Raw genomic sequence first — 20,965 nt, 5'->3', positions numbered from 1 at the left:
TCTAGCGCTCTTTCCTTGCGCGGAGCGTCTGGCCCGGCTCGGCAAGACGGGTACGGTCGGTTTCAGGAGCCGGCGCGGCAACGCCCCATGCGAGCGGTTCGTCCTGCACATAACGCTTGCCGAGGCGCCACGCGATCTCCGCTTTCATCAGTTCCGCGCCGAGGTAAAAAGCGTGTGCGCCATCGGCGTTGACGTCCAGCCCGGCAAAAAGTTCGAACGCATCCGTGGCAACCGCATGCCCTTTGCTATTGAAAACATGGATGCCGTCCTCCGCTACCGCGATCCGGAAGTTGGCGTCGCGGACCTGGGCCGCCAATGCCTCGATATCGTCGGTTGAGGCTGTGAAAGGCTTGCGATCGTGGACCTGCAACAGGCCTGGGTGATAGCCGCGCGGCAACGCGCCGTCCGTGCAAGCAGCCAACATGACGCGGCGGGCGATATCGTGCTCCTCGATCGTCCGCACCGTGTGTGGGCTGACATGCACCGCCAGCACGTTTCGGATCCGGAGTTCCGAGCAGAGTCCCGCTAGAACGGCCGTAACACCGGAACTGTCCGCGTCGGTCAATTCGGTGAGATTGCCGGTACCCATCAGCAATTCGGCGTCCGGCCAGCGGCGCCGCGCCTCGATGAAGCGCCCGAGTGAAACGGCGAAGCCGAAATGGATCGGGTCGAGCACGGGATCGGCAATGAAGGCAACGCCGGCCTTTTGAGCGGCTTCGATGGCCCGGCCGAGCGAATCCAGATCGCCGGGCGTGGACGGTATCAACACTGCCGTAGCCCTATGGTCGAAGATCAACGGCAGCGTGTTCTCATCGAGGCTGAGAAGATAGTCCGCGCCGGCGCGTGCCCCGATCGTCAGTTCGTCCACGCTGGCCGAATCGACGCTGACCATAAATCCCCGTGCCTTGAGCGCTCGCACAGCCTCCGGCAGCAATGGAAACGGCGTCTCCGGCAGGCAGCCCAGATCGATGACATCGGCGCCGGCCGCGGCCAACATCGAGGCCCTCGCCATCAGCGCCTCGACCGACAGCATCGGCGCATCGACGATCTCGGCGAAGATGCGCATATCGTGACGCGTCAGATCCGGCGGTTTGCCCGCCCGGCCAAGGAAGGCCGGCAGGTCAGCGATCTCGTCGGGGCCGCGCACAAAGGGCACGCCGAAATGCTCCGACAGGTGCTCGATGTTGCCCCGATAGCGTCCGGGCAGGACGACGCGGTCGACGTCTCCTGTCAGAGTGAGCCGACGCTTCACAATGTCCTCGCTCATCAGCGCGGCGACCTTGACGCCGACGTCGACGATTTCCCACGCGAATTCGGTACTGCCCAGCCCGGCCAGCAGCCGTTCCAGCCGCGCCTTGGCCAGATGGCCGGTAAGAAAAACCAGCCGCTCAGCCATCGCTTGCGAGTTCGGCCTGGCGCCGTGTGAGCGAGGCTTCGAGATCAGCGAGCGACTCGACCACCTGGGTCCGCTCGAAACTCTTCAACTGCTTGGTATTTTCCAGGTCGATCCTGCGCGGATAGACCTTGACCAGCCCGTGCGGTGCCTGGGTTTCGAGTTCCGGCGCGGTGTCGCAAGCAAAGACGATAGCTGGCACACGGCACTTTCCCGCTTGGGCAAAGACATTGGTGGCGAGCGTGTCGGAAATGCCATGCACGCATTTGGCGACCGTGTTGGACGTGGCCGGCGCCACCACGACCGTGTGATAGACACCGTGGTAGAATTCGCCGACAGGGATCGCACTCGCGGTCTTGTCGTGCAGCACGCGCGTCGTCTCCGGGAAATCAAGTTTAAGCTTGTACATGCGCAACACTTCGTTGGCAGCCTTCGACACGAAGACATCGCAATGTTCGAGTTGGCGAACAAGTGCGAAGCTCTCCGTAAAAAAATGCCCGGAACCCGTCAAAACCCATGCCCAGCGCGGCACATGCAGCTTCACCATCGGCTATCCCGCCTTCTTTGCCGACGACCCTGTTGAAGCCACGATCCTGGTACCGGGCAGCTTGCCCAACGCGAGCATCGCGCCGGCCCCGGCAGCATCCTTCGGACCGGCGAGATGGAAATCGACGCCGTCGGGCAGCATGGCGGCAAAGCCGGGGTCGACAATGCCTCGGGTCCTCAGGCTGTCAGCGGTATCGCCATCGAAGAATGCACCGGTCTGCTTGATAAGCAACAGCGCGTTTGCGCCAAGCTTGCCGGCAAGCCAGGCGGCCAGAGAATCGGAGGTAATGTCCCACGAGGCCGGAACATCCAGCGCCGGCAGTGCCAGTGACGACGGCAGCCACACCGGAACCTTGCCCGCCTCCAACGCTCGCCCGATCTCGTCCAGCGACCGTGCCGGCGTCAGTCTTTCGTCCCGGTCGAGGATGACATGGCCGAACTGCTCCATGGCCAGGATCGCCATGGCATGCGCGGCGGCGTCGGAAAAATCCATGCGTGTCTGCGTCTCGCGCACATGGTCGGCAAAGAGGCCGCCGCCGGGCACGATGACGATCGGCAGCCTGGAACCCGCCAGCGCTGCGATCCAGCTCTTCATCTCCGCCGCATGGGCCGTGCTGCCGCCAAGCTTGACGATGGCCCGTCGGAGCATTTCGGGGCGTTCCTGGCGCGGCCGGAAAACAACGCTCCGGTCTTTTCGGCCGGCAGTGCCGGAGGCAGCGCCGCGTCCCGCCGATTGGCGCTTGCGTTCGATCTCGACGCCGACGCCGCCAGGGCCGAGCTCGAGCTTCTCCACCCTTACCGTGACACGCACGACACGCTGGTTCTCCAGGACGTGCGCTGCTACCTGCTCGGCCAAAGCCTCGCTGAGCTGGATATGTCCCCGCGCGACGATGGTGCGAATGCCGTCCATGATGATGTCATAAGAGAACACATGGCGCATGTCCTCGGGATGGTCGGTGATTTGCAGCACGTCGGCGGCCACATCAAAGCGCACTTTTTGAGTATGGCCATGCTCGAAGCTGTAGGCACCGATCTGGACCGGCAGAACAAAATCCCGCACAAAAATCCTGTCCGTGCCCAATGTCGGGTCGGTGTCCGGCGAATAGCCTCTCGCCGCCAACAGGCGATAGTCGATACTCGATTGACCGCCGGTCCCGGATTCCGCCGGGATCAACTCTCGAATCTGCGAGACCGCCTCGGCGCTGATCGAACTCGTGCGACCGGAATGGCCACACAGCGCCCCCCGAAAGCCGAGAAAATCGGGAGCGAAAGGCAATAGGCGCGGAATATCCGGAGCTTCCAGCGATCCACTCAGGCCGACCATCAGACCGAGCGATTTCGTTCGGTCGACGAATCCCGGAATACGCTCCGGCGGCAGATGATCGAGCAGCCGGCCCTTCCCCTTTTGCGCGGTATCGACCATCACGCCATGGAAGCGATGCCTGGCGAATATCGGCAGAAGCTCGAAGTCCGGCGCCAGATCGGCAAACAGCACGGCAATCAGCTTCGTTCGTGCGGCGAGCGGTTCGAGCGCCTGTGCGCAGGCAGAGATATTCGCCGAAGGAAAAAATCCGATCTTCACATAGTCGACGCCGGTCGCCGCGATCTCTTCGGCCTTGATGCGGATCGTTTCGGGTTCCATCGGCAGGTCGCCGCAGACCGCGCTGACCGGAGCCCGACCAGCGATGAACGAAATCGTTCGGCGCATGGTTTCCGTGGACACCGCGCCCAGAGCTCCCGCCTTCGGGTCCTTCAGGTCGACGATGTCGACACCTCCAGAAAGAGCGATCTCCGCCTCTTCGATGCCGGTGACGCTTGCCAGCATTCTGGTCATTTGAACAGTTTCTCCAGTTTGGAGGACAAGACGTTTTTATAGAGGCAGTCGATCCCCCTGCGCCACGTCTCGCCGGTGTTGCCATGCGAATCGACGCTGGCGACCTTCCGCACCGTTCTGGCAGGCGCGAAAAGTCTTCCGATAGGGTTTGATAAATTTTGCGGGTCGGCTAAGTTGATCATGGGCACCTTGACTTGGCGCGGGTCCGGCAACCGTCGAACCTTTGCGCAAGAATGGGTAATTACTATCGATGACGAGCGCGGTGCCAGGCACTCTCGCTGCCTTTTTGTGCTTTTTTTCCCTGACCGTCAACGTTTCCGACGCGACAGGCCAGGAAACGGTGGCGAAGCCGGAAAAAAAGACAACCGAAATCAAGATAGGCTATTTGCGGGCCTACGCACCGCAATTGACGCTTTCCATGCTCGACCTGCCGCCACGTGACGAAGGTGTCGCCGGCGCCGAGGTTGCGATCGGCGACAACAATACGACCGGAAAGTTCACCAACCAGAAATTCAGCCTCGACGTGACCGAGATCAAGCCCGACGGCGACGCGGTTCAGGCATTCGAAGGCATGATCGCCAAGGGCGACCGCTATGTGGTCGCCGATCTTTCAGCCAAACAATTGCTGTCGATCGCCGACATCGCCCGCGACAAAGGCGTGCTGATCTTCAACGTCGGCGCCACCGACGACAGCCTTCGCGAGGAGGACTGCCGCGTCAACGTTTTCCATGTCGCGCCGACGCGCAGCATGCTGGCCGATGCGCTGGCGCAGTATCTCATGGTGAAGAAGTGGCCGAATTGGGTGCTGCTGTATGGGTCGCATGAGCAGGATCGTCTCTACGCCGATGCGTTGCGCCGCGCGGCAACCCGCTTCGGCGGCCAGATCGTCGCCGAGAAGGAATTCAAGGATACCGGCACAGCCAGGCGCACCGACACCGGCGCCACGCAGATACAGCAGCAGATTTCCGTGTTTACGCAAGACCTCCCGGAGCATGACGTGGTGCTTGTCGCCGACGAAAGCGAGGTTTTCGGGACCTACGTGCCCTATCGCACCTGGACGCCGCGGCTGGTCGCCGGCACGGCCGGTCTGGTTGCATCGTCATGGCATCCCGCCAGCGAACAATGGGGCGGCATCCAGATGCAGAGCCGCTTCTTGAAGACGGCGAGCCGGCGGATGCTTTCAAAGGACATGTCGGCCTGGACGGCGGTGCGTGCCGTCGGCGAGGCCACCACGCGCACCAAGGGCGACGATGCGAAAAAGATCAGTGACTACATGCGCTCGGACGACTTTTCGGTTGCTGCTTTCAAGGGGCAGAAGCTGACCTTCCGCAAATGGAACCTCCAGCTTCGCCAGCCGATCTTGCTTGGCGATACCAAGTCCGTCGTCTCGACATCGCCACAAGAGGGCTATCTTCACCAAGTCTCCGAACTCGACACGCTCGGTGTCGATCAGCCGGAAACGAAATGCGCTCTCAAGTAGAGTCAATCGGGAGGAATTTGCGTGCAGAAACGAGCTTGCGCATTCACTATTCTCGCGGCCGGCCTGACGGCCAGTCCGGCATCGGCCTATACGGCCTACGTTTCCAACGAGAAGGACAACACGATGACCGTCGTCGACACGGCGACGATGCAGGTGGTGAAGACAGTTGAAGTCGGCCAGAGACCTCGCGGCATCACCATCTCGCATGACGGCAAGTTCGTCTACCTATGCGCCAGCGATGACGATACGGTCCAGATCATCGATACCGCGACGCTTGAAATCGTCGGTACGCTGCCATCCGGCCCCGATCCCGAATTGTTCGTGCTCTCGCCGGACGGCAAGACGCTTTATGTCGCCAATGAGGACGATAATCTCGTCACCGCCATCGACGTCGAAAGCAAGCAGGTCCTGGCCGAGATTCCGGTCGGCGTGGAACCGGAAGGCATGGGTGTCAGCCCCGATGGCAAGACCATGGTCAACACCTCGGAAACCACCAGCATGGCGCATTTCATCGACACCAGCACGCATGAGGTGACCGACAACGTGCTGGTCGACACGCGCCCGCGCTTCGCCGACTTCAAGCCCGACGGCTCGCAGGTCTGGGTCAGCGCCGAGGTCGGTGGCACTGTCAGCGTCATCGACAACGCCAAACGCGAAGTGGTGAAGAAGATCCAGTTCGCGATTCAGGGACTGCGGGCCGAAACCATCCAGCCGGTAGGCATCGCCATCACCGCCGATGGCAAGAAAGCCTATGTCGCGCTCGGCCCGGCGAACCATGTCGCGGTAATCAATACCGACACCTACGAGGTGGAGAAATACATCCTCGTCGGCCAGCGCGTCTGGCATCTGGCCTTCACGCCCGACCAGAAAACGCTGATCACCACGAATGGCAATTCGAACGATATCACCTTCATCGACACGGCCACCGACGAGCCGGTCCAATCGCTCACCGTGGGCCAGCAGCCCTGGGGTGTGGTCATTTCGCCCAAATAGCAGACATTGATCATCGGGAGGCTCAAGACATGAAACTTTTCCGCAGGTTTTTCTTCGCCGCGCTCGCCGGATTCGTCCTTGCTCCGACCGGAGCAAGCGCCGACGACGCAACACCAAAACCGTCGCGTGCCAGCAAGAACCTGCCGGAACTGATTATTGGTTCGGCCGATTCCACTTACGCCGTCAATCAGAAGGATTTCGAGCTGATCGCCGGCCAGGGCTATCGCTGGAAGATCACCTCCAAGGGCGGTTTCGAATACAAGTTCGTCACCGACCTATTCCGCAATGTCTGGATGGACCAGATCGTCATCAACGATTTGGAAGTGCATATGGACGGCGGACCAGCCTGGCTGGAATTCGACGACGCGGGAACGATCCAGGTGCAGTTCCATACCGTTCGCCCGGGCGAATATACCTGGTCGGTTCCCGACCTTGCCGACAAGGGACTGAAGGGCAAGATTACGATCAAGTGAGACAAAAGGCGATCAAGGCGCCAGATAGCCAACGCGTCCTGAAGGAGCGGCCCGGCATGCAGCATATGAGGACAAGCGGTCCGGGAGAAGAGGTGGCGGCGCTCGATGTCGGTGCCGTCAGCCATTCCTATGGCCAGAAGCGGGCGCTCAACGACGTCTCCTTCTCGATCGCGCCGGCGACTTTCACCGTTCTGCTCGGCCTCAACGGGGCCGGCAAGACAACGCTGTTCTCACTGATAAGCCACCTCTACGACACGCGTCACGGATCGATCCGCATCTTCGGCCATGACATTCGCCGCGCATCCGGCGAAGCACTCAGACGCGTCGGCATCGTGTTCCAGGCACGCACCCTCGACCTCGACCTCAGCGTCTACCAGAATCTCTCATACCACGCCTCGCTGCATGGCATTGGCGGACGCGAAGCTCGCCAGCGCATTGCCGCGCTGCTTGAAACGGTCGACATGCAGGGCCGCCAGCATGACAAGGCACGCAGCCTCTCCGGCGGTCAGATGCGGCGCATCGAAATCGCCCGGGCGCTGTTGCACCGCCCTTCCCTGCTCCTGCTTGACGAGGCGACCGTAGGCCTCGACATCGAGTCTCGCGCGGGCATCCTCGCCACCATCCGCAAGCTCGTCCAAGCCGAGGGCATCGGCGTGCTCTGGGCCACGCATCTGATCGACGAAGTCGAAGACGCCGACCATGTCGTCATACTGCGGCGGGGTGATCTGGTCGCGAGCGGCAAGGTGTCGGATGTGACCCGTGCGAACGGTGGAAATTCGATTCGCGAAACCTTTTCGAAGCTCAGCCGCGTCGATACGGCGGGCATGGTGGAGACGTCGCCATGAGCGCTCCTGCGATGCCTGGAAAGCTCGCCGGCATCATGCCAGTGCGGTCTGAACCATTCGGCCTGCGCCACTATCTCATTTGCCTGAAAGGCGTCGTCCTGCGCGAATGCCTGCGCTTCCTGCACCAGCGCGAACGCTTCATTTCCTCGCTGGTCCGGCCGCTCGTCTGGCTGTTCATCTTCGCCGCCGGCTTTCGCCAGGTGCTCGGCGTGTCGATCATCCCACCCTACAAGACCTATGTGCTCTACGAGGTCTATATCACGCCGGGCCTTTGCGGCATGATCCTGCTGTTTTCCGGCATGCAGTCTTCGCTGTCGATGGTCTACGACCGCGAGATGGGCAACATGCGCATCCTGCTGGTCAGCCCGTTTCCGCGCTGGTTCCTGCTGGTGTCGAAGATGCTCGCCGGCGTGGCCGTATCGATCGTGCAGGTCTACGCGTTCCTGATCGTTGCCTGGTTGTGGGGCGTCAAGGCGCCGCCACTCGGCTACCTCTATGTGCTGCCGGCACTGTTCCTGTCGGGCATGATGCTTTGCGCGCTCGGCATGCTCTTGTCTTCGCTGATCAAGCAGCTCGAAAACTTCGCCGGCATCATGAACTTCGTCATCTTTCCCGGCTATTTCGCGTCTCCGGCGCTGTATCCCTTGTGGCGCATCCAGGAGGCGAGCCCGCTGCTCTACAAAATCTGCCTCTGCAACCCGTTCACCTATGCCGTCGAACTGATCCGCTTTGCCTTCTACGGGCAGATCGAATGGCTGTCGCTGGGCGTCGTGGCCGGCTGCACGCTGCTGTTTCTGGGCGGCGCCATTATCGCATACGACCCTTCGCGCGGGTTGGTGATCCGCAAGCAGGACATGGGAGGAAACGCCTGATGGCGCGAATGAGACTTGTTCACACTCTCGTTGTGGTCGCCACGCTTGCCTTGATGGGAGGCGCCGGCGCGGCAAACACCGATCCCGACTGGCCTTGCATACAACGTAAGGTGCCACGGCTCTCGCTTGGCCAGATCTGGAATGGGCCGGAGCTTCCTGCGACCGCGAAAGATTGGGCGAAGGATGCCCGTGTGTCGGCGCTTGTCGAAGCGGTGGCGGCCCGGCGGACGCCGATTGCCGAAGCCCAAAAAGAGATCAAGGATTTCGCGACTTCCCTGCCGCCCGAGCAGGTCGCACCAAAAATGACGATGCTGGTGCAGGGAATGTTCGAGCATATGGACGCCGAGCGTTCGCACGTGATCTCCGGCATCTCCCGCTATGCGCACAAACAGCTCGAAATGGCGGCACAGTTGCGCAAGGAAGCATCCGAAGTCGACGCGCTGCGCGCCAAGGCCGATGCGGATCCGGACGAAGTCGAACGGCGAACCGACCAGCTGAATTTCGCGACACGAATTTTCACCGAACGGGTCCAGTCGCTGACTTATGTCTGCGATGTGCCCACGATAATCGAGCAGCGGCTTTACCAGTTGTCGAAGACCGTCTCGGAAACGCTCGTCGTGAAGAAATAGAGCTTGGCTGCCTGTCTCATGACTCCCTGCCAGGCAGCACACGCCAACGCTGCACGAAATAACCGGGATGTGTTTCGATCCACCGAGCCACCAGCGGCTGCGCCTGCATGAAGGCAGTCCCGGGATTCATCGCCAGACCGTCCACCATTTGTTCGCGTTGTTCGCAGGTCCGCGGTATATCCGTCAGGCAGACCATCATAACGAGTGTGTAAAGCATTACCCCTTTTCCCCATCGAATTCCCGAACCCTACCCGGGAGATTTCCGAACAGTCTGCAGGGGTTGCACATACAGATCGCTTACGGGTGTGAAAGGACGTGGCCCCCGCTCTTTCGCACTGCAACATAACACATCGCTTATATAACACCAACGATCGCGGGCGTTCTCCACCGGACTTTCCGTCGCGTTCGTGCAATGTCATCCCGCCTTGTCTGGATACAGCTTTCCGAAAAGGGGCAGGTACATCGCGCCCTTGCGCATCAGGAAATCGTTGAACGTGGCCATGGCCGGCGAGATTGCGTGATCGGTTCGCATCACCGAGAACCATTGCCGGCGGATCGGCATGCCGACAACGTCGAGGATGACAAGCCGGCCTGCTTCGGTTTCCGCAGCGATGGTGTGGGCAGAGATGAAGGCGATGCCCAGACCAGCCATCACCGCCTGCTTGATCGTTTCGTTCGAGGCCATCTCGACACCGAGGTCGTCGATGCGCCCAGGCACGTCGCTCAGGAATATTTCCAACGAGATGCGGGTTCCGGAGCCGGGCTCGCGAATAAGGAAATGCTCCTCGGCGATGCGCTCCTTGGAGATATCGCGGGCCGCGACCAACGGATGGTCTGGCGGCGCGATGATGACCAGCGGGTGATCGCCGAAGACCGAAGCACGCACCGGAACCTCTTTCGCCGGGCGCCCCATCAGCGCGATATCGATGTCGTGGTTCCGAAGGTTGTCGATCGTCTGGGCGCGGTTGCCGATGGCAAGCCGCATGTCGATGTCGGGATGGTCCTTCATGAACGCAGCCATCAGCCGCGGTGCGAAATATTTGGCGGTGGAAACGACGCCGAGCCTCAAGCTGCCGGTGCGTACGCCCTTGATGGCATCCATCTTGTCTTCGAGCAAACCGAGATGCTCCTCGATAACCTGCGCTGTCTCGACGAAAGCCCGACCTGCGGCAGTGGGACGCATGCCGTCCGACGTTCGGTCGAACAGAGCCAGCTGGAATTCTTCCTCCACTTGCCGCAACTGGATTGTCAGCGCTGGAGGAGACAGGCCTAACATCTTGGCCGCGCTGACAATTTTGCCGCACTTGATGATTGCCTGGACGGTCTTGAAATGCTTGAGCGTGAGGTTCCTCATGCCGCATGCTAAATTATTTTTAGTGGCTAAGTAAAGTTATTGAATTTTACTTATCTCGCGACGTTTGTTTCCATTCCTCCAGTCCAGCCGCTCCGAGGAGATGCGGCCGGACCGGGAGGTTACGATGCCAGCGGCAACGCTCGACGCTTTTCTGAACTCCTATCTCGGCCAGCCTGACGAATTCCGCTCGGCAGTTGTGACGACCGTCCGTCAGTTGACACAGGCCGCCATCAAGGTCCGCAACACCATCAATCAAGGGGTGCTCGGCGCCGCCTTTGCCGAAACCCGTAGCGCCAATGCCGATGGCGACGTCCAGAAGGATCTCGACGTCTTCTCCGACGACATCTTCCTCGACGCCATGCGCCGGGCGCCTGTCGCGCTTTACGCCTCCGAGGAACTGGAGCAGCCGGTCCTGCTCGACAGGCAAGCGCCACTCGCCATCGCGATCGACCCGCTCGACGGCTCTTCCAACATCGACACCAACGTCTCGATCGGAACGATCTTCTCGCTCCTGACCGCAACTGGCGCGCCGGACGCTGATCCGGCCGCCTCTTTCCTGCAGGCGGGCGTGAATCAGCTAGGCGCCGGTTTCTTCATCTATGGGCCGCAGCTGGCACTCGTCCTGTCGCTCGGCAGCGGCACGCATGTCTTCGTCTTCTCGACAAGGCTCGGAACCTTCGTCCAGGCCTATGAAAGCCGGATCATTCCGCAACGCACTCAGGAGTTCGCCATCAACGCCGCCAACTACCGACACTGGGACGAGGCCGTGCGGCTCTATGTCGACGACTGCCTGGAGGGCACCGAAGGACCGCGCGAGAAGGATTTCAACATGCGCTGGATCGCCTCTCTGGTTGCCGACTGTTACCGCATTTTGATGCGCGGCGGCGTCTTTCTCTACCCCGGCGATCGACGCAAGGGCTATGGTCAGGGACGGCTGCGCCTCGTCTACGAGGCCAACCCGATCGCCTATCTCATAGAACAGGCTGGTGGTGCCGCCACCGATGCAATCAACCGAATCCTGGAAATCGAACCCGAGAGCCTGCATCAGCGCGTGCCGATGATCTTCGGGTCGGCGCGGGAAGTCGCGCGCATCACCCGCTACCACACAGAGCCGAGCAACATCGGTGAGCGTGCGCCGCTGTTCAGCCGCCGCGGCCTATTCAGAGCTTGAGCAGCACCATGTCAGCCAAGCACCCCATCATCACCATCACCGGGTCGTCGGGCGCCGGCACGACCTCGGTCAAGCGCATCTTCGATCTGATTTTCCGGCGCGAGAACATCGAGGCCGCTTTCATCGAAGGCGACGCCTTCCACCGCTACGATCGCGCGGCGATGAAGGCAAAGGTGGCCGAGGAGGAAAAGGCCGGCAACCCGAACTTCACCCATTTCAATGCCGCGGCCAACGAACTCGGAATTCTCGAAGAGGTGTTCGCGGAATATGGCCGCCGCGGAACCGGCAAGACCCGCACCTACATTCATGATGAGGAAGAGGAAAAGCAGCACGGCACGCCACCGGGAACCTTTACCGAATGGCGCGAATTCGCTCCCAGCGACCTGCTCTTCTACGAGGGGCTGCACGGCTGTGTCGTCACCGACACGATCAATTTGGCCAAGCATGCGGATCTCAAGATCGGCGTCGTGCCGGTCATCAATCTCGAATGGATCCAGAAGATCCATCGCGACCGTTCGACACGCGGCTATTCCACCGAGGCGGTGATGGACGTGATCCTGCGCCGGATGCCCGACTATGTCCGCTACATCGTCCCGCAATTCTCGCAGACCGCCATCAACTTCCAGCGCGTGCCGATCGTCGACACGTCCAACCCGTTCATCGCGCGCTGGATCCCGACGCCCGACGAATCGATGCTGGTTATCCGCTTCGCCAATCCGCGCGGCATCGATTTTCCGTATCTGCTGTCGATGATCCACGACTCGTTCATGTCGCGGCCAAATTCCATCGTGGTGCCAGGCAACAAGCTCGATCTTGCCATGCAGCTGATCCTGACGCCGCTCATCCTGCAATTGATTGAACGCAAGAGCCGTGTGTCGTGAGGAGGATGCAATGACCAGCCAAACAGCACTGAAGCCCGTCACCACAACCGCTCCCGTCTCGGAGCGCGACATGGCGAACGCCATTCGCGCGCTGGCGATGGACAGCGTCCAAAAGGCGAATTCGGGTCACCCTGGCATGCCGATGGGCATGGCCGATGTCGCAACGGTGCTGTTCAACCGCTTCGTCAACATCGATCCGTCGAGGCCGGGCTGGCCCGACCGTGACCGTTTCGTGCTTTCAGCCGGCCACGGCTCGATGCTGCAATACGCGCTGCATCATCTGCTCGGCTATGAAGACATGCAGATCGAGGAATTGCAGCGATTTCGGCAGTTGGGCAGCCGCACCGCCGGACATCCGGAATACGGCCATGCGCTTGGCGTGGAGACCACCACCGGACCGCTCGGACAGGGCATTTCCACGGCGGTCGGCATGGCGCTGGCGGAACGTATGCTTGCCGCCCGCCACGGTGCCGATCTGGTCGATCATCATACCTATGTCATTGCGGGCGACGGCTGCCTTCAGGAGGGCATCAGTCACGAGGCGATAGACCTCGCTGGTCACCTGAAGCTTTCCCGCCTGATTGTTTTCTGGGACGACAATGCGATTTCCATTGACGGGCCGACCTCCCTCTCCACGTCGATGGACCAGCCGGCGCGCTTCAAGGCCGCCGGCTGGGATGTCCAAAGCGTCGCCGGCCACGACATGGAGGCAGTCGCCGCGGCAATCGAGGCGGCGCGGCGATCGGATCGGCCATCGCTGATTGCCTGCCGCACAGTGATCGGCATGGGTGCCCCCAATCTCGGCGGTTCGGAAAAGACGCACGGCGCACCGCTGGGTGAAGCAGAGATCGCCGCGACACGCGAAAACATCGGCTGGGCGCACGCACCGTTCGATGTGCCGGATGATATCCTTTTCGCCTGGCGCGAGATTGCCGGTCGCGGCGAAGCGATGCGGCGCGCTTGGGAGCAGCGGCTTGCCGCCTCGCCGCGGCGCGAGGCTTTCGAGAGCGCCGTCGCCGCCGAACTGCCCGACACGGTCTTCGAAGCGCTCGACGCCTTTCGTCGCGAACATGTCGAGAAGGCAACCAAGGTGGCGACGCGAAAAGCCTCCGAAATGGCGCTGGAGGCCATCAACGGCGCAACGGAGTTGACCGTCGGCGGCTCGGCCGATCTGACGCATTCGAATCTGACGATCACCAAGGGCATGAACCGCATTGCACCGGGTGACTATGCCGGCCGCTATATTCACTACGGCATTCGTGAGCACGGCATGGCGGCCGCCATGAACGGCATCGCGCTGCATGGCGGTTTCGTGCCCTATGGCGGTACGTTCCTGTGCTTCGCCGATTATGCGCGCGGCGCGATGCGGCTCTCGGCGCTCATGGGCCAGCGCGTCATCTATGTGATGACACACGATTCCATCGGCCTCGGCGAGGACGGCCCGACGCACCAGCCGGTCGAGCACCTTGCGATGCTGCGTGCCACGCCTAATCTCAACGTCTTCCGCCCGGCGGATGTCATCGAAACGGCGGAGTGCTGGGAACTCGCGCTAAAGAGCAAGGATCGGCCGAGCGTCCTGGTGCTGTCGCGCCAGAACCTGCCGATGCTGCGTCGGTCGCACAGCGACGAGAACTGCTCCTGCCAGGGCGCTTACATCCTGCGGGAGCCGGCAAGGCACCGCGCCGTCACCCTGATCGCCACCGGCTCGGAGGTCGAGATCGCGGTTGCTGCCGCCGAAAGGCTGGAGACCGAGCATGGCGTCGCCGCCGCCGTCGTGTCGATGCCGTGCTGGGAGCTTTTCGAGGAGCAGGAAAGCGCCACCCGCAAGGCCGTCCTCGGCTCGGCGCCGCGCGTCGCGGTCGAAGCGGCAGCCCGGCTGGGTTGGGACCGCTGGATCGGCGAGACCGGTGCTTTCGTCGGCATGACCGGCTTCGGCGCCAGCGCCCCTGCCCCCGACCTCTACCGGCATTTCAACATAACGTCCGAAGCGGTTGCTGCAGCGGCGCTGAAGCTCATCATCTAGGAGGATTCACAATGGCTCGCATCACCCTTCGCCAGCTTCTCGACCATGCCGCCGAGCACGGCTACGGCGTACCGGCATTCAACATCAACAACATGGAACAGGGCCTCGCCATCATGGAAGCGGCCAAGGCCTGCGACGCGCCTGTCATCATCCAGGCTTCGCGTGGCGCCCGATCCTATGCCAACGACATCATGCTGGCCAAGATGATGGAGGCGCTGACCGAAATCCACCCGACCATCCCGCTATGCATCCATCAAGACCACGGCAACAGCGAGGCCACCTGCCTTTCCGCGATCCGCCACGGCTTCACCTCGGTGATGATGGACGGATCCTTGATGGCGGACGCCAAGACGCCGGCCAGCTACGACTACAACGTCGCCATAACCGAACGCGTCGCACGCATGGCGCATTGGGTCGGCGCTTCCGTCGAAGGCGAACTGGGTGTGCTCGGCTCGCTGGAAACCGGTCAAAGCGAGGCAGAGGATGGCCACGGCGCCGAAGGCGCGCTTTCCCACGACCAGTTGTTGACCGATCCCGATCAGGCGGTCGACTTTGTGACCGCAACCCAGGTCGACGCGCTGGCGATCGCCTGCGGCACCTCGCACGGCGCCTACAAATTCACCCGCAAGCCGGACGGCGACATCCTGGCCATGCAGGTGATCGAGGCGATCCACGAAAAGCTGCCCAACACGCATCTGGTCATGCACGGCTCTTCCTCGGTGCCGCAGGAGTTGCAGGACATTATCAACAGATACGGCGGCGAGATGCCCCAGACCTTTGGCGTTCCGGTCGAGGAGATAGAGCGCGGCATCCGCTACGGCGTGCGCAAGGTCAACATCGACACCGATTGCCGCATGGCAATGGCCGGGCAGTTTCGCCGCGTCGCGACGGAAGACCCGCGCGAGTTCGATCCCCGTAAATTCCTGAAACCCGCCATGGACGCCTTGCGCGACCTTTGCCGGGACCGGTTCGAGCGTTTCGGCACGGCGTCCAACGCCTCGAAGATCAAGGTCATCGCCATGGACGAGATGGCGAAACGTTACGCCGCGGGAAAACTCGATCCCCATATCGCAACCGCGAAAGCCGCCTGAGCAACAAACAGGAGACCTGTCATGAACAAGATCGACATACTGCCAGCGGGGACGCTCAAGGAAGGCAAGGAACGCTACAAGTCAGGGGTCATCCCCTACAAGAAGATGGGTTACTGGGAGCCGGACTACAGGCCCAAGGAGACCGATCTGATCGCCATGTTCCGGATCACGCCGCAGCCGGGCGTCGACCACGAGGAGGCGGCCGCGGCCATCGCCGGCGAATCCTCCACCGCGACGTGGACCGTGGTGTGGACCGACCGACTGACCGCGTGCGAGCTCTATCGCGCCAAGGCGTTCAGATCCGAGCCGGTGCCGAACACCGGCCCGGGAACCAAAACCGAACAGCAATACTTCGCTTACATCGCCTACGACCTCGACCTGTTCGAGCCGGGCTCGATCGCCAATTTGACCGCATCGATCATCGGCAATGTGTTCGGCTTCAAGGCAGTCAAGGCGCTGCGGCTGGAAGACATGCGTGTCCCGGTGGCGTACCTCAAAACCTTCCAGGGGCCGGCGACCGGTATCGTGGTGGAGCGTGAGCGGCTCGACAAGTTCGGCCGGCCGCTGCTCGGCGCGACGACGAAGCCGAAGCTCGGCCTGTCGGGACGCAATTACGGGCGCGTCGTTTACGAAGCGCTGAAGGGCGGCCTCGACTTCGTCAAGGACGACGAGAACATCAACTCGCAGCCCTTCATGCACTGGCGCGACCGCTTCCTCTACTGCATGGAGGCCGTGAACAAGGCGTCGGCCGCCACCGGCGAGGTCAAAGGACATTATCTCAACGTCACCGCCGGCACGATGGAGGAGATGTACGAGCGCGCCGAATTCGCCAAGCAGCTTGGCTCCTGCATCGTCATGATCGACCTCGTCATCGGCTACACGGCGATCCAGTCGATGGCCAAGTGGGCGCGCCGCAACGACATGATCCTGCACCTGCACCGTGCCGGCAACTCGACCTATTCGCGCCAGAAGAACCACGGCATGAATTTCCGCGTCATCTGCAAATGGATGCGCATGGCCGGCGTCGACCACATCCATGCCGGCACGGTGGTCGGCAAGCTGGAAGGCGACCCGCTCATGATCAAGGGATTTTATGACACGCTGCGCGAGGAGCGCACGCCGCAGAACCTCGAAACCGGGCTGTTCTTCGATCAGGAATGGGCCTCGCTCAACAAGGTGATGCCCGTCGCCTCGGGCGGCATCCATGCCGGCCAGATGCACCAGTTGATCCACTATCTCGGCGAGGACGTCATCCTGCAGTTCGGCGGCGGCACGATCGGCCATCCGGACGGCATCCAGGCTGGCGCGACAGCCAATCGTGTCGCCTTGGAAGCGATGATCCTGGCCCGCAACGAGGGGCGCGATTATTTGCGCGAAGGGACCAAGATCCTCGAACAGGCGGCCAGATGGTGCACGCCGCTGAAGGCTGCCCTGGAGACCTGGAAGGACGTCACCTTCAACTACGAATCGACCGACACGGCCGACTTCGTGCCAACCGCAACGCCCAGCTTCTAGACGAAAGGAACCGTCGTCATGATGACCAATCCGGGAAACAAGGTCACGCAGGGACAGTTCTCGTTCCTGCCCGACCTGACCGATGAGCAGATTTCGGCGCAGATCAAATACGCGCTGAAGAACCATTGGGCGGTCAGCGTCGAGTACACGGACGATCCGCATCCGCGAAACACCTATTGGGAAATGTACGGCAACCCGATGTTCGACTTGAAAGATCCGGCGGGCATACTGCTCGAGGTCAACGCTTGCCGGAAAGCCTGTCCGAACATGTATGTGCGGGTAACCGCCTTCGATTCGACCAAGGGCTGGGAAGCCCCGCGCATGTCGTTCATTGTCAACCGGCCGCCCAGCGAACCCGGGTTCCGGCTGCTACGCCAGGAGCGCGACGGCCGCAGCCAGGGTTATTCGATCGTGCCTTATGCGACCGACAGGCCCGAGGGCGAGCGGAGCTAGCTGAACCATGCTGAACGCGATGACCAAGGACGCTGCCGCACAGGACGCGACGGTTGATCTGCAGGCCGAGTTCGAGGCGTCCAACATCGACGAGGTCATGGACAAGCTCGACCGTGAGCTCGTTGGCCTGAAGCCGGTCAAGACTCGCATCCGCGAGATCGCCGCTCTCCTCCTGGTCGACCGGCTTCGCCGCAAGTTCGGGCTGACTTCGGGCGCCCCGACGCTGCACATGAACTTTACGGGAAATCCCGGCACCGGAAAGACCACCGTGGCGCTGAGGATGGCCGAAATCCTGCATCGTCTGGGCTATGTCCGCGAAGGCCACATGGTCGCCGTGACGCGCGACGATCTCGTCGGCCAGTATGTGGGCCACACCGCGCCCAAGACCCGCGAGGTGATCAAGCGTGCCATGGGCGGCGTGCTTTTCATCGACGAGGCCTACTATCTCTACAAGCCCGAGAACGAACGCGACTACGGCCAGGAATCGATCGAAATCCTGCTGCAGTGCATGGAGAACAACCGTGACGATCTGGTTGTGATCCTTGCCGGCTACAAGAACAAGATGGACCGCTTCTTCGACAGCAATCCCGGCATGCGTTCGCGCATCGCCCATCACCTCGATTTCCCCGACTATGGCGTCAGCGAACTGAAATCGATCGCCGAGATTATGCTCGCGGAGCAGAATTATCGCCTCAGCGAGGCGGCGTCCCGTGCGCTCGAAGAGTATCTTCCGATCCGCATGAGGCTGCCGCATTTCTCCAACGCGCGTTCGGTCCGCAATGGGCTCGACCGGGCGCGGCTGCGGCAGGCCAACCGGCTTTTCGCATCGCGCAGCCGGGTGTTGACCAAAGCCGATCTTATCACCATCGAGGAATCCGACATCCGCGGCAGCCGCGTGTTCGCGGAAGGGAAACTCGAAGGCGAACCGGAGACGAAGATGCGCTGACGGGATGGAGCCGGCTGGCGCAGCGACCAACACCCGCAGACAGAATTGGAGACGACGACCATGGTCACCAGGACAATCATCGCACCCTCCGTGCTTTCCGCGGATTTCTCGCGGCTCGGCGACGAGGTCGAAGCTGTCGTGCGGGCGGGTGCCGACTGGATCCATCTCGACGTGATGGACGGCCATTTCGTACCCAACATCACCTTCGGTCCGCCGGTGATCAAGGCGATCCGCGACCGAACGGACAAAATCTTCGACTGCCATCTGATGATCGCGCCGGCCGACGCCTATCTGGCCGCCTTCGCCGACGCGGGCTGCGACATCATCACGGTGCATGCAGAGGCCGGGCCGCATCTCGATCGTTCTCTGCAGGCGATCAAAAATCTCGGCAAGAAGGCCGGCGTATCGCTGAATCCTTCGACGCCGGAGAGCGTCATCGAGTATGTGCTCGACAGGCTTGACCTGGTGCTGCTAATGACGGTCAATCCAGGCTTTGGCGGCCAGGCCTTCATTTCCGCGGTCATCGAGAAGATCAGGCGAATCAAGGCACTGGTTGGCCACCGCCCGATTGACATCGAAATCGATGGCGGCGTCACGGCCGAAACCGCCCCGCTGGTCGCCGCGGCCGGGGCCAATGTGCTGGTCGCCGGGTCGGCCGTGTTCAAGGGGGGCACCGAGGCGGCTTATCGCGCCAACATTGGAGCCATCCGACAGACGGCCGACGGTGCGATCCGGAAAGCGGCGTAAACAATTCCATCGGAGGCAAGCATGGCGGCCGTCCCCCCTGTCTGCGATTTCGGCTGGCGCGCCATCGATGCCGTTTTGCCTGGCGTCGACGGGAGGTCGCATTCGATCTTCAGCCAAGCCGGCCCGAACGGTCTGGTCGTGGCCTTCATCTGCAATCACTGCCCTTATGTGAAGGCAGTGATTTCACGTATCGTGCGCGATGCCAACGACCTCAAGGCCGAAGGTATCGGCTTTGTCGCGATCAACTCAAACGATGCCGACACCTACCCGGAGGATTCCTTCGACCAAATGAAGCTCTTCGCCACGACGAACGGCTTTAGCTTCCCTTACCTGCACGACCACCGCCAAACTGTGGCGCGCGATTACGCAGCCGTGTGCACTCCCGATTTCTTCGGGTTCAACAGCGAGTTGGGACTGCAATATCGCGGTCGGCTGGACGCCTCGCGACGAGAAGCCGGAGCGCCCGGGCTGAGACGCGACCTGTGCGAGGCGATGAAGCAGGTTGCCCGAACCGGCGACGGGCCGCTGGATCAGATCGCCTCGATCGGCTGCTCGATCAAGTGGAAGGATGCCGCATGAACGTCGGTGCAGGTAGGCCGCTTCGATCGCCGAAGGCGATCCTGTTCGATCTCGACGGCACGCTGGTCGACTCGGCACCGGACATAGCGGCCGCCGTCAACGAACTGCTGGCCAGTCGCGGTCTGCCGCCGCTGCGCCTGGATCAGGTCACGGCCATGATCGGCGGCGGCGTCAGGAAATTGATCGAGCGAGCCTTCGCGGCGTCGGGAGCGCCACTGCTCGGCAACGCTCTCGATGAGGCCAACCGCGTCATGGCGCCTATCTACCGCCGGCATCTGACCGGCCTGACAAGGCTGATGCCTGGAGTCAGGGAGGCTCTCACCCACTTTCATTTGGGCGGAGTAAGCATGGGGGTGGCAACCAACAAACCGCAGTTGGCGACCCGCGAAATCCTGCTTCATTTCGGATTGACGGAATATTTCGGCGCAATCGTTGGCGGAGACGCGGTGACATTCCTGAAACCGGCGCCCGATGCCCTGCTGCTGGCGTTGGCACAGCTTGGGGTCGACCCCGGTGACGCGCTGCTGGTCGGAGACAGTGGCGCCGACCTGGGTGCCGCACGCGCCGCCGGAATGCCCGTCATTCTGTTGCGCGGCGGCTACAGCCACATTCCGGTGGAAGAGCTTGGCGCCGACCTCGTTTGCGACAATCTCTTCGATCTGCCTTCGGCCATGCAGAAGCTGCAAGCCGATGCGTGATCAAGGCGTCCGCCGGCCGAACGCAAATTCGAACGGCCGGCTGCGCTCTATTTCGAGAATTGCTTCAGATAGGCAATGACATTGGCGATGTCTTCGTCCTGCTTGAGGCCGACAAACGCCATCTTCGTTCCTTTGATCATGGCCTTGGGATCGTGAAGATAGGTTTTCAGCGAGGGCTCATCCCATTTGACGCCGGATTTGCCAGCCGCGACCATCGCCTGAGAATAGCTGAACCCCGGGTGTGTCCCAGCCGTTCGGCCTATGACGCCGTTCAACGACGGGCCGACCTTGTTCTTGTCCTGGTCGGCGGCATGGCAGACCTTGCATTTGGCGAAGACCTTCTCACCAGCCGCCGCATCCTGGGCCTGGGATTGGCTCGCGATGAAGGGCACAACGGACATGACTGCGAAAAATGCGATTGCGCGCATGGTATTTCCTCATT

22 protein-coding genes are annotated in these 20,965 nt (G+C 61.7%); 16 read left to right on the top strand and 6 right to left on the bottom strand.

Annotated elements, in window-relative coordinates; all coding sequences use genetic code 11:
- Window position 1: 1 nt before the first annotated feature.
- The 3 genes from NP945_RS27880 to NP945_RS27870 are packed head-to-tail and all read right to left on the bottom strand — an operon-like array spanning window position 2 to window position 3,773.
- Complete coding sequence (locus tag NP945_RS27880; protein WP_256748119.1) at window positions 2-1,396, bottom strand: DUF6513 domain-containing protein; 1,395 nt, start codon at window positions 1,394-1,396, stop codon at window positions 2-4.
- Entirely contained in the window at window positions 1,389-1,940 is a 552-nt protein-coding gene (locus NP945_RS27875) for a flavoprotein (protein WP_127412445.1), read from the bottom strand. The genes NP945_RS27880 and NP945_RS27875 overlap by 8 nt, the downstream gene beginning before the upstream one ends.
- A 3-nt stretch (window positions 1,941-1,943) precedes the next feature.
- On the bottom strand, window positions 1,944-3,773 hold the full coding sequence (locus tag NP945_RS27870; RefSeq protein ID WP_256748118.1) for a (5-formylfuran-3-yl)methyl phosphate synthase: 1,830 nt from the start codon (window positions 3,771-3,773) through the stop codon (window positions 1,944-1,946).
- Between the two features lie 250 nt (window positions 3,774-4,023).
- On the opposite strand from NP945_RS27870, the gene NP945_RS27865 reads away from it, so the two are divergent.
- From NP945_RS27865 to NP945_RS27840, 6 genes are all read left to right on the top strand, one after another.
- On the top strand, window positions 4,024-5,253 hold the full coding sequence (locus NP945_RS27865) for an ABC transporter substrate-binding protein (protein ID WP_127268108.1): 1,230 nt from the start codon (window positions 4,024-4,026) through the stop codon (window positions 5,251-5,253).
- Window positions 5,254-5,274: 21 nt separating this feature from the next.
- A complete protein-coding gene (locus NP945_RS27860) occupies window positions 5,275-6,246 on the top strand; it encodes a YVTN family beta-propeller repeat protein (RefSeq protein ID WP_256748117.1) in 972 nt (323 codons plus the stop codon).
- 29 nt (window positions 6,247-6,275) lie between these two features.
- Window positions 6,276-6,719 (top strand): hypothetical protein, encoded by a 444-nt coding sequence (locus NP945_RS27855; RefSeq protein ID WP_127269840.1) that lies wholly within the window; start codon window positions 6,276-6,278, stop codon window positions 6,717-6,719.
- 56 nt (window positions 6,720-6,775) lie between these two features.
- The gene (locus tag NP945_RS27850; RefSeq protein WP_256748116.1) at window positions 6,776-7,564 is read left to right on the top strand and encodes an ATP-binding cassette domain-containing protein; all 789 of its coding nucleotides are present in this window, start codon (window positions 6,776-6,778) and stop codon (window positions 7,562-7,564) included.
- Window positions 7,565-7,599: 35 nt separating this feature from the next.
- Window positions 7,600-8,436, top strand: a complete 837-nt coding sequence (locus NP945_RS27845) for an ABC transporter permease (protein ID WP_050580490.1) — start codon at window positions 7,600-7,602, stop codon at window positions 8,434-8,436.
- A 191-nt stretch (window positions 8,437-8,627) separates the two neighbouring features.
- Window positions 8,628-9,065, top strand: coding sequence for a hypothetical protein (locus NP945_RS27840; RefSeq protein WP_245456783.1), 438 nt, complete (start codon window positions 8,628-8,630; stop codon window positions 9,063-9,065).
- Between the two features lie 16 nt (window positions 9,066-9,081).
- On the opposite strand, the gene NP945_RS27835 is transcribed toward NP945_RS27840, so the two are convergent.
- Together NP945_RS27835 and NP945_RS27830 are read right to left on the bottom strand one after the other, a co-directional pair.
- Complete coding sequence (locus NP945_RS27835) at window positions 9,082-9,282, bottom strand: hypothetical protein (protein ID WP_127269848.1); 201 nt, start codon at window positions 9,280-9,282, stop codon at window positions 9,082-9,084.
- A gap of 198 nt (window positions 9,283-9,480) precedes the next feature.
- Complete coding sequence (locus NP945_RS27830; protein ID WP_127319312.1) at window positions 9,481-10,419, bottom strand: LysR family transcriptional regulator; 939 nt, start codon at window positions 10,417-10,419, stop codon at window positions 9,481-9,483.
- A gap of 124 nt (window positions 10,420-10,543) precedes the next feature.
- Here NP945_RS27830 and NP945_RS27825 point away from each other — a divergent pair, with 124 nt between their 5' ends.
- From NP945_RS27825 to gph, 10 genes are read left to right on the top strand one after another with little or no spacing between them, the layout of a single operon-like run.
- Window positions 10,544-11,590, top strand: coding sequence for a class 1 fructose-bisphosphatase (locus NP945_RS27825; RefSeq protein ID WP_256748115.1), 1,047 nt, complete (start codon window positions 10,544-10,546; stop codon window positions 11,588-11,590).
- An 8-nt stretch (window positions 11,591-11,598) separates the two neighbouring features.
- Window positions 11,599-12,471, top strand: coding sequence for a phosphoribulokinase (locus NP945_RS27820; protein WP_027036917.1), 873 nt, complete (start codon window positions 11,599-11,601; stop codon window positions 12,469-12,471).
- A gap of 10 nt (window positions 12,472-12,481) precedes the next feature.
- Entirely contained in the window at window positions 12,482-14,494 is a 2,013-nt protein-coding gene (tkt, locus tag NP945_RS27815) for a transketolase (protein ID WP_256748114.1), read from the top strand.
- An 11-nt stretch (window positions 14,495-14,505) separates the two neighbouring features.
- On the top strand, window positions 14,506-15,585 hold the full coding sequence (gene fba, locus NP945_RS27810; protein WP_127267899.1) for a class II fructose-bisphosphate aldolase: 1,080 nt from the start codon (window positions 14,506-14,508) through the stop codon (window positions 15,583-15,585).
- 21 nt (window positions 15,586-15,606) lie between these two features.
- Window positions 15,607-17,100, top strand: coding sequence for a ribulose-bisphosphate carboxylase large subunit (locus tag NP945_RS27805; RefSeq protein WP_256748113.1), 1,494 nt, complete (start codon window positions 15,607-15,609; stop codon window positions 17,098-17,100).
- 18 nt (window positions 17,101-17,118) lie between these two features.
- Window positions 17,119-17,553, top strand: a complete 435-nt coding sequence (locus NP945_RS27800) for a ribulose bisphosphate carboxylase small subunit (protein WP_013532057.1) — start codon at window positions 17,119-17,121, stop codon at window positions 17,551-17,553.
- A gap of 7 nt (window positions 17,554-17,560) precedes the next feature.
- Window positions 17,561-18,499: a CbbX protein gene (cbbX, locus tag NP945_RS27795; RefSeq protein WP_128288647.1), complete on the top strand. Its 939-nt coding sequence runs from the start codon at window positions 17,561-17,563 to the stop codon at window positions 18,497-18,499.
- 60 nt (window positions 18,500-18,559) lie between these two features.
- Window positions 18,560-19,246: a ribulose-phosphate 3-epimerase gene (gene rpe, locus NP945_RS27790; protein ID WP_027036921.1), complete on the top strand. Its 687-nt coding sequence runs from the start codon at window positions 18,560-18,562 to the stop codon at window positions 19,244-19,246.
- A gap of 21 nt (window positions 19,247-19,267) precedes the next feature.
- The gene (locus tag NP945_RS27785; RefSeq protein ID WP_256748112.1) at window positions 19,268-19,825 is read left to right on the top strand and encodes a thioredoxin family protein; all 558 of its coding nucleotides are present in this window, start codon (window positions 19,268-19,270) and stop codon (window positions 19,823-19,825) included.
- A complete protein-coding gene (gene gph / locus NP945_RS27780; protein WP_256748111.1) occupies window positions 19,822-20,523 on the top strand; it encodes a phosphoglycolate phosphatase in 702 nt (233 codons plus the stop codon). The genes NP945_RS27785 and gph overlap by 4 nt, the downstream gene beginning before the upstream one ends.
- A 47-nt stretch (window positions 20,524-20,570) precedes the next feature.
- Here gph and NP945_RS27775 read toward each other — a convergent pair whose 3' ends face one another.
- Complete coding sequence (locus NP945_RS27775) at window positions 20,571-20,951, bottom strand: cytochrome c family protein (RefSeq protein WP_127321093.1); 381 nt, start codon at window positions 20,949-20,951, stop codon at window positions 20,571-20,573.
- Window positions 20,952-20,965: the final 14 nt, after the last annotated feature.

It is taken from the genome of Mesorhizobium sp. LMG17149, from assembly GCF_024518695.1.
GTDB lineage: Bacteria > Pseudomonadota > Alphaproteobacteria > Rhizobiales > Rhizobiaceae > Mesorhizobium.
This window is presented reverse-complemented; position numbering and strand designations above follow the sequence as displayed.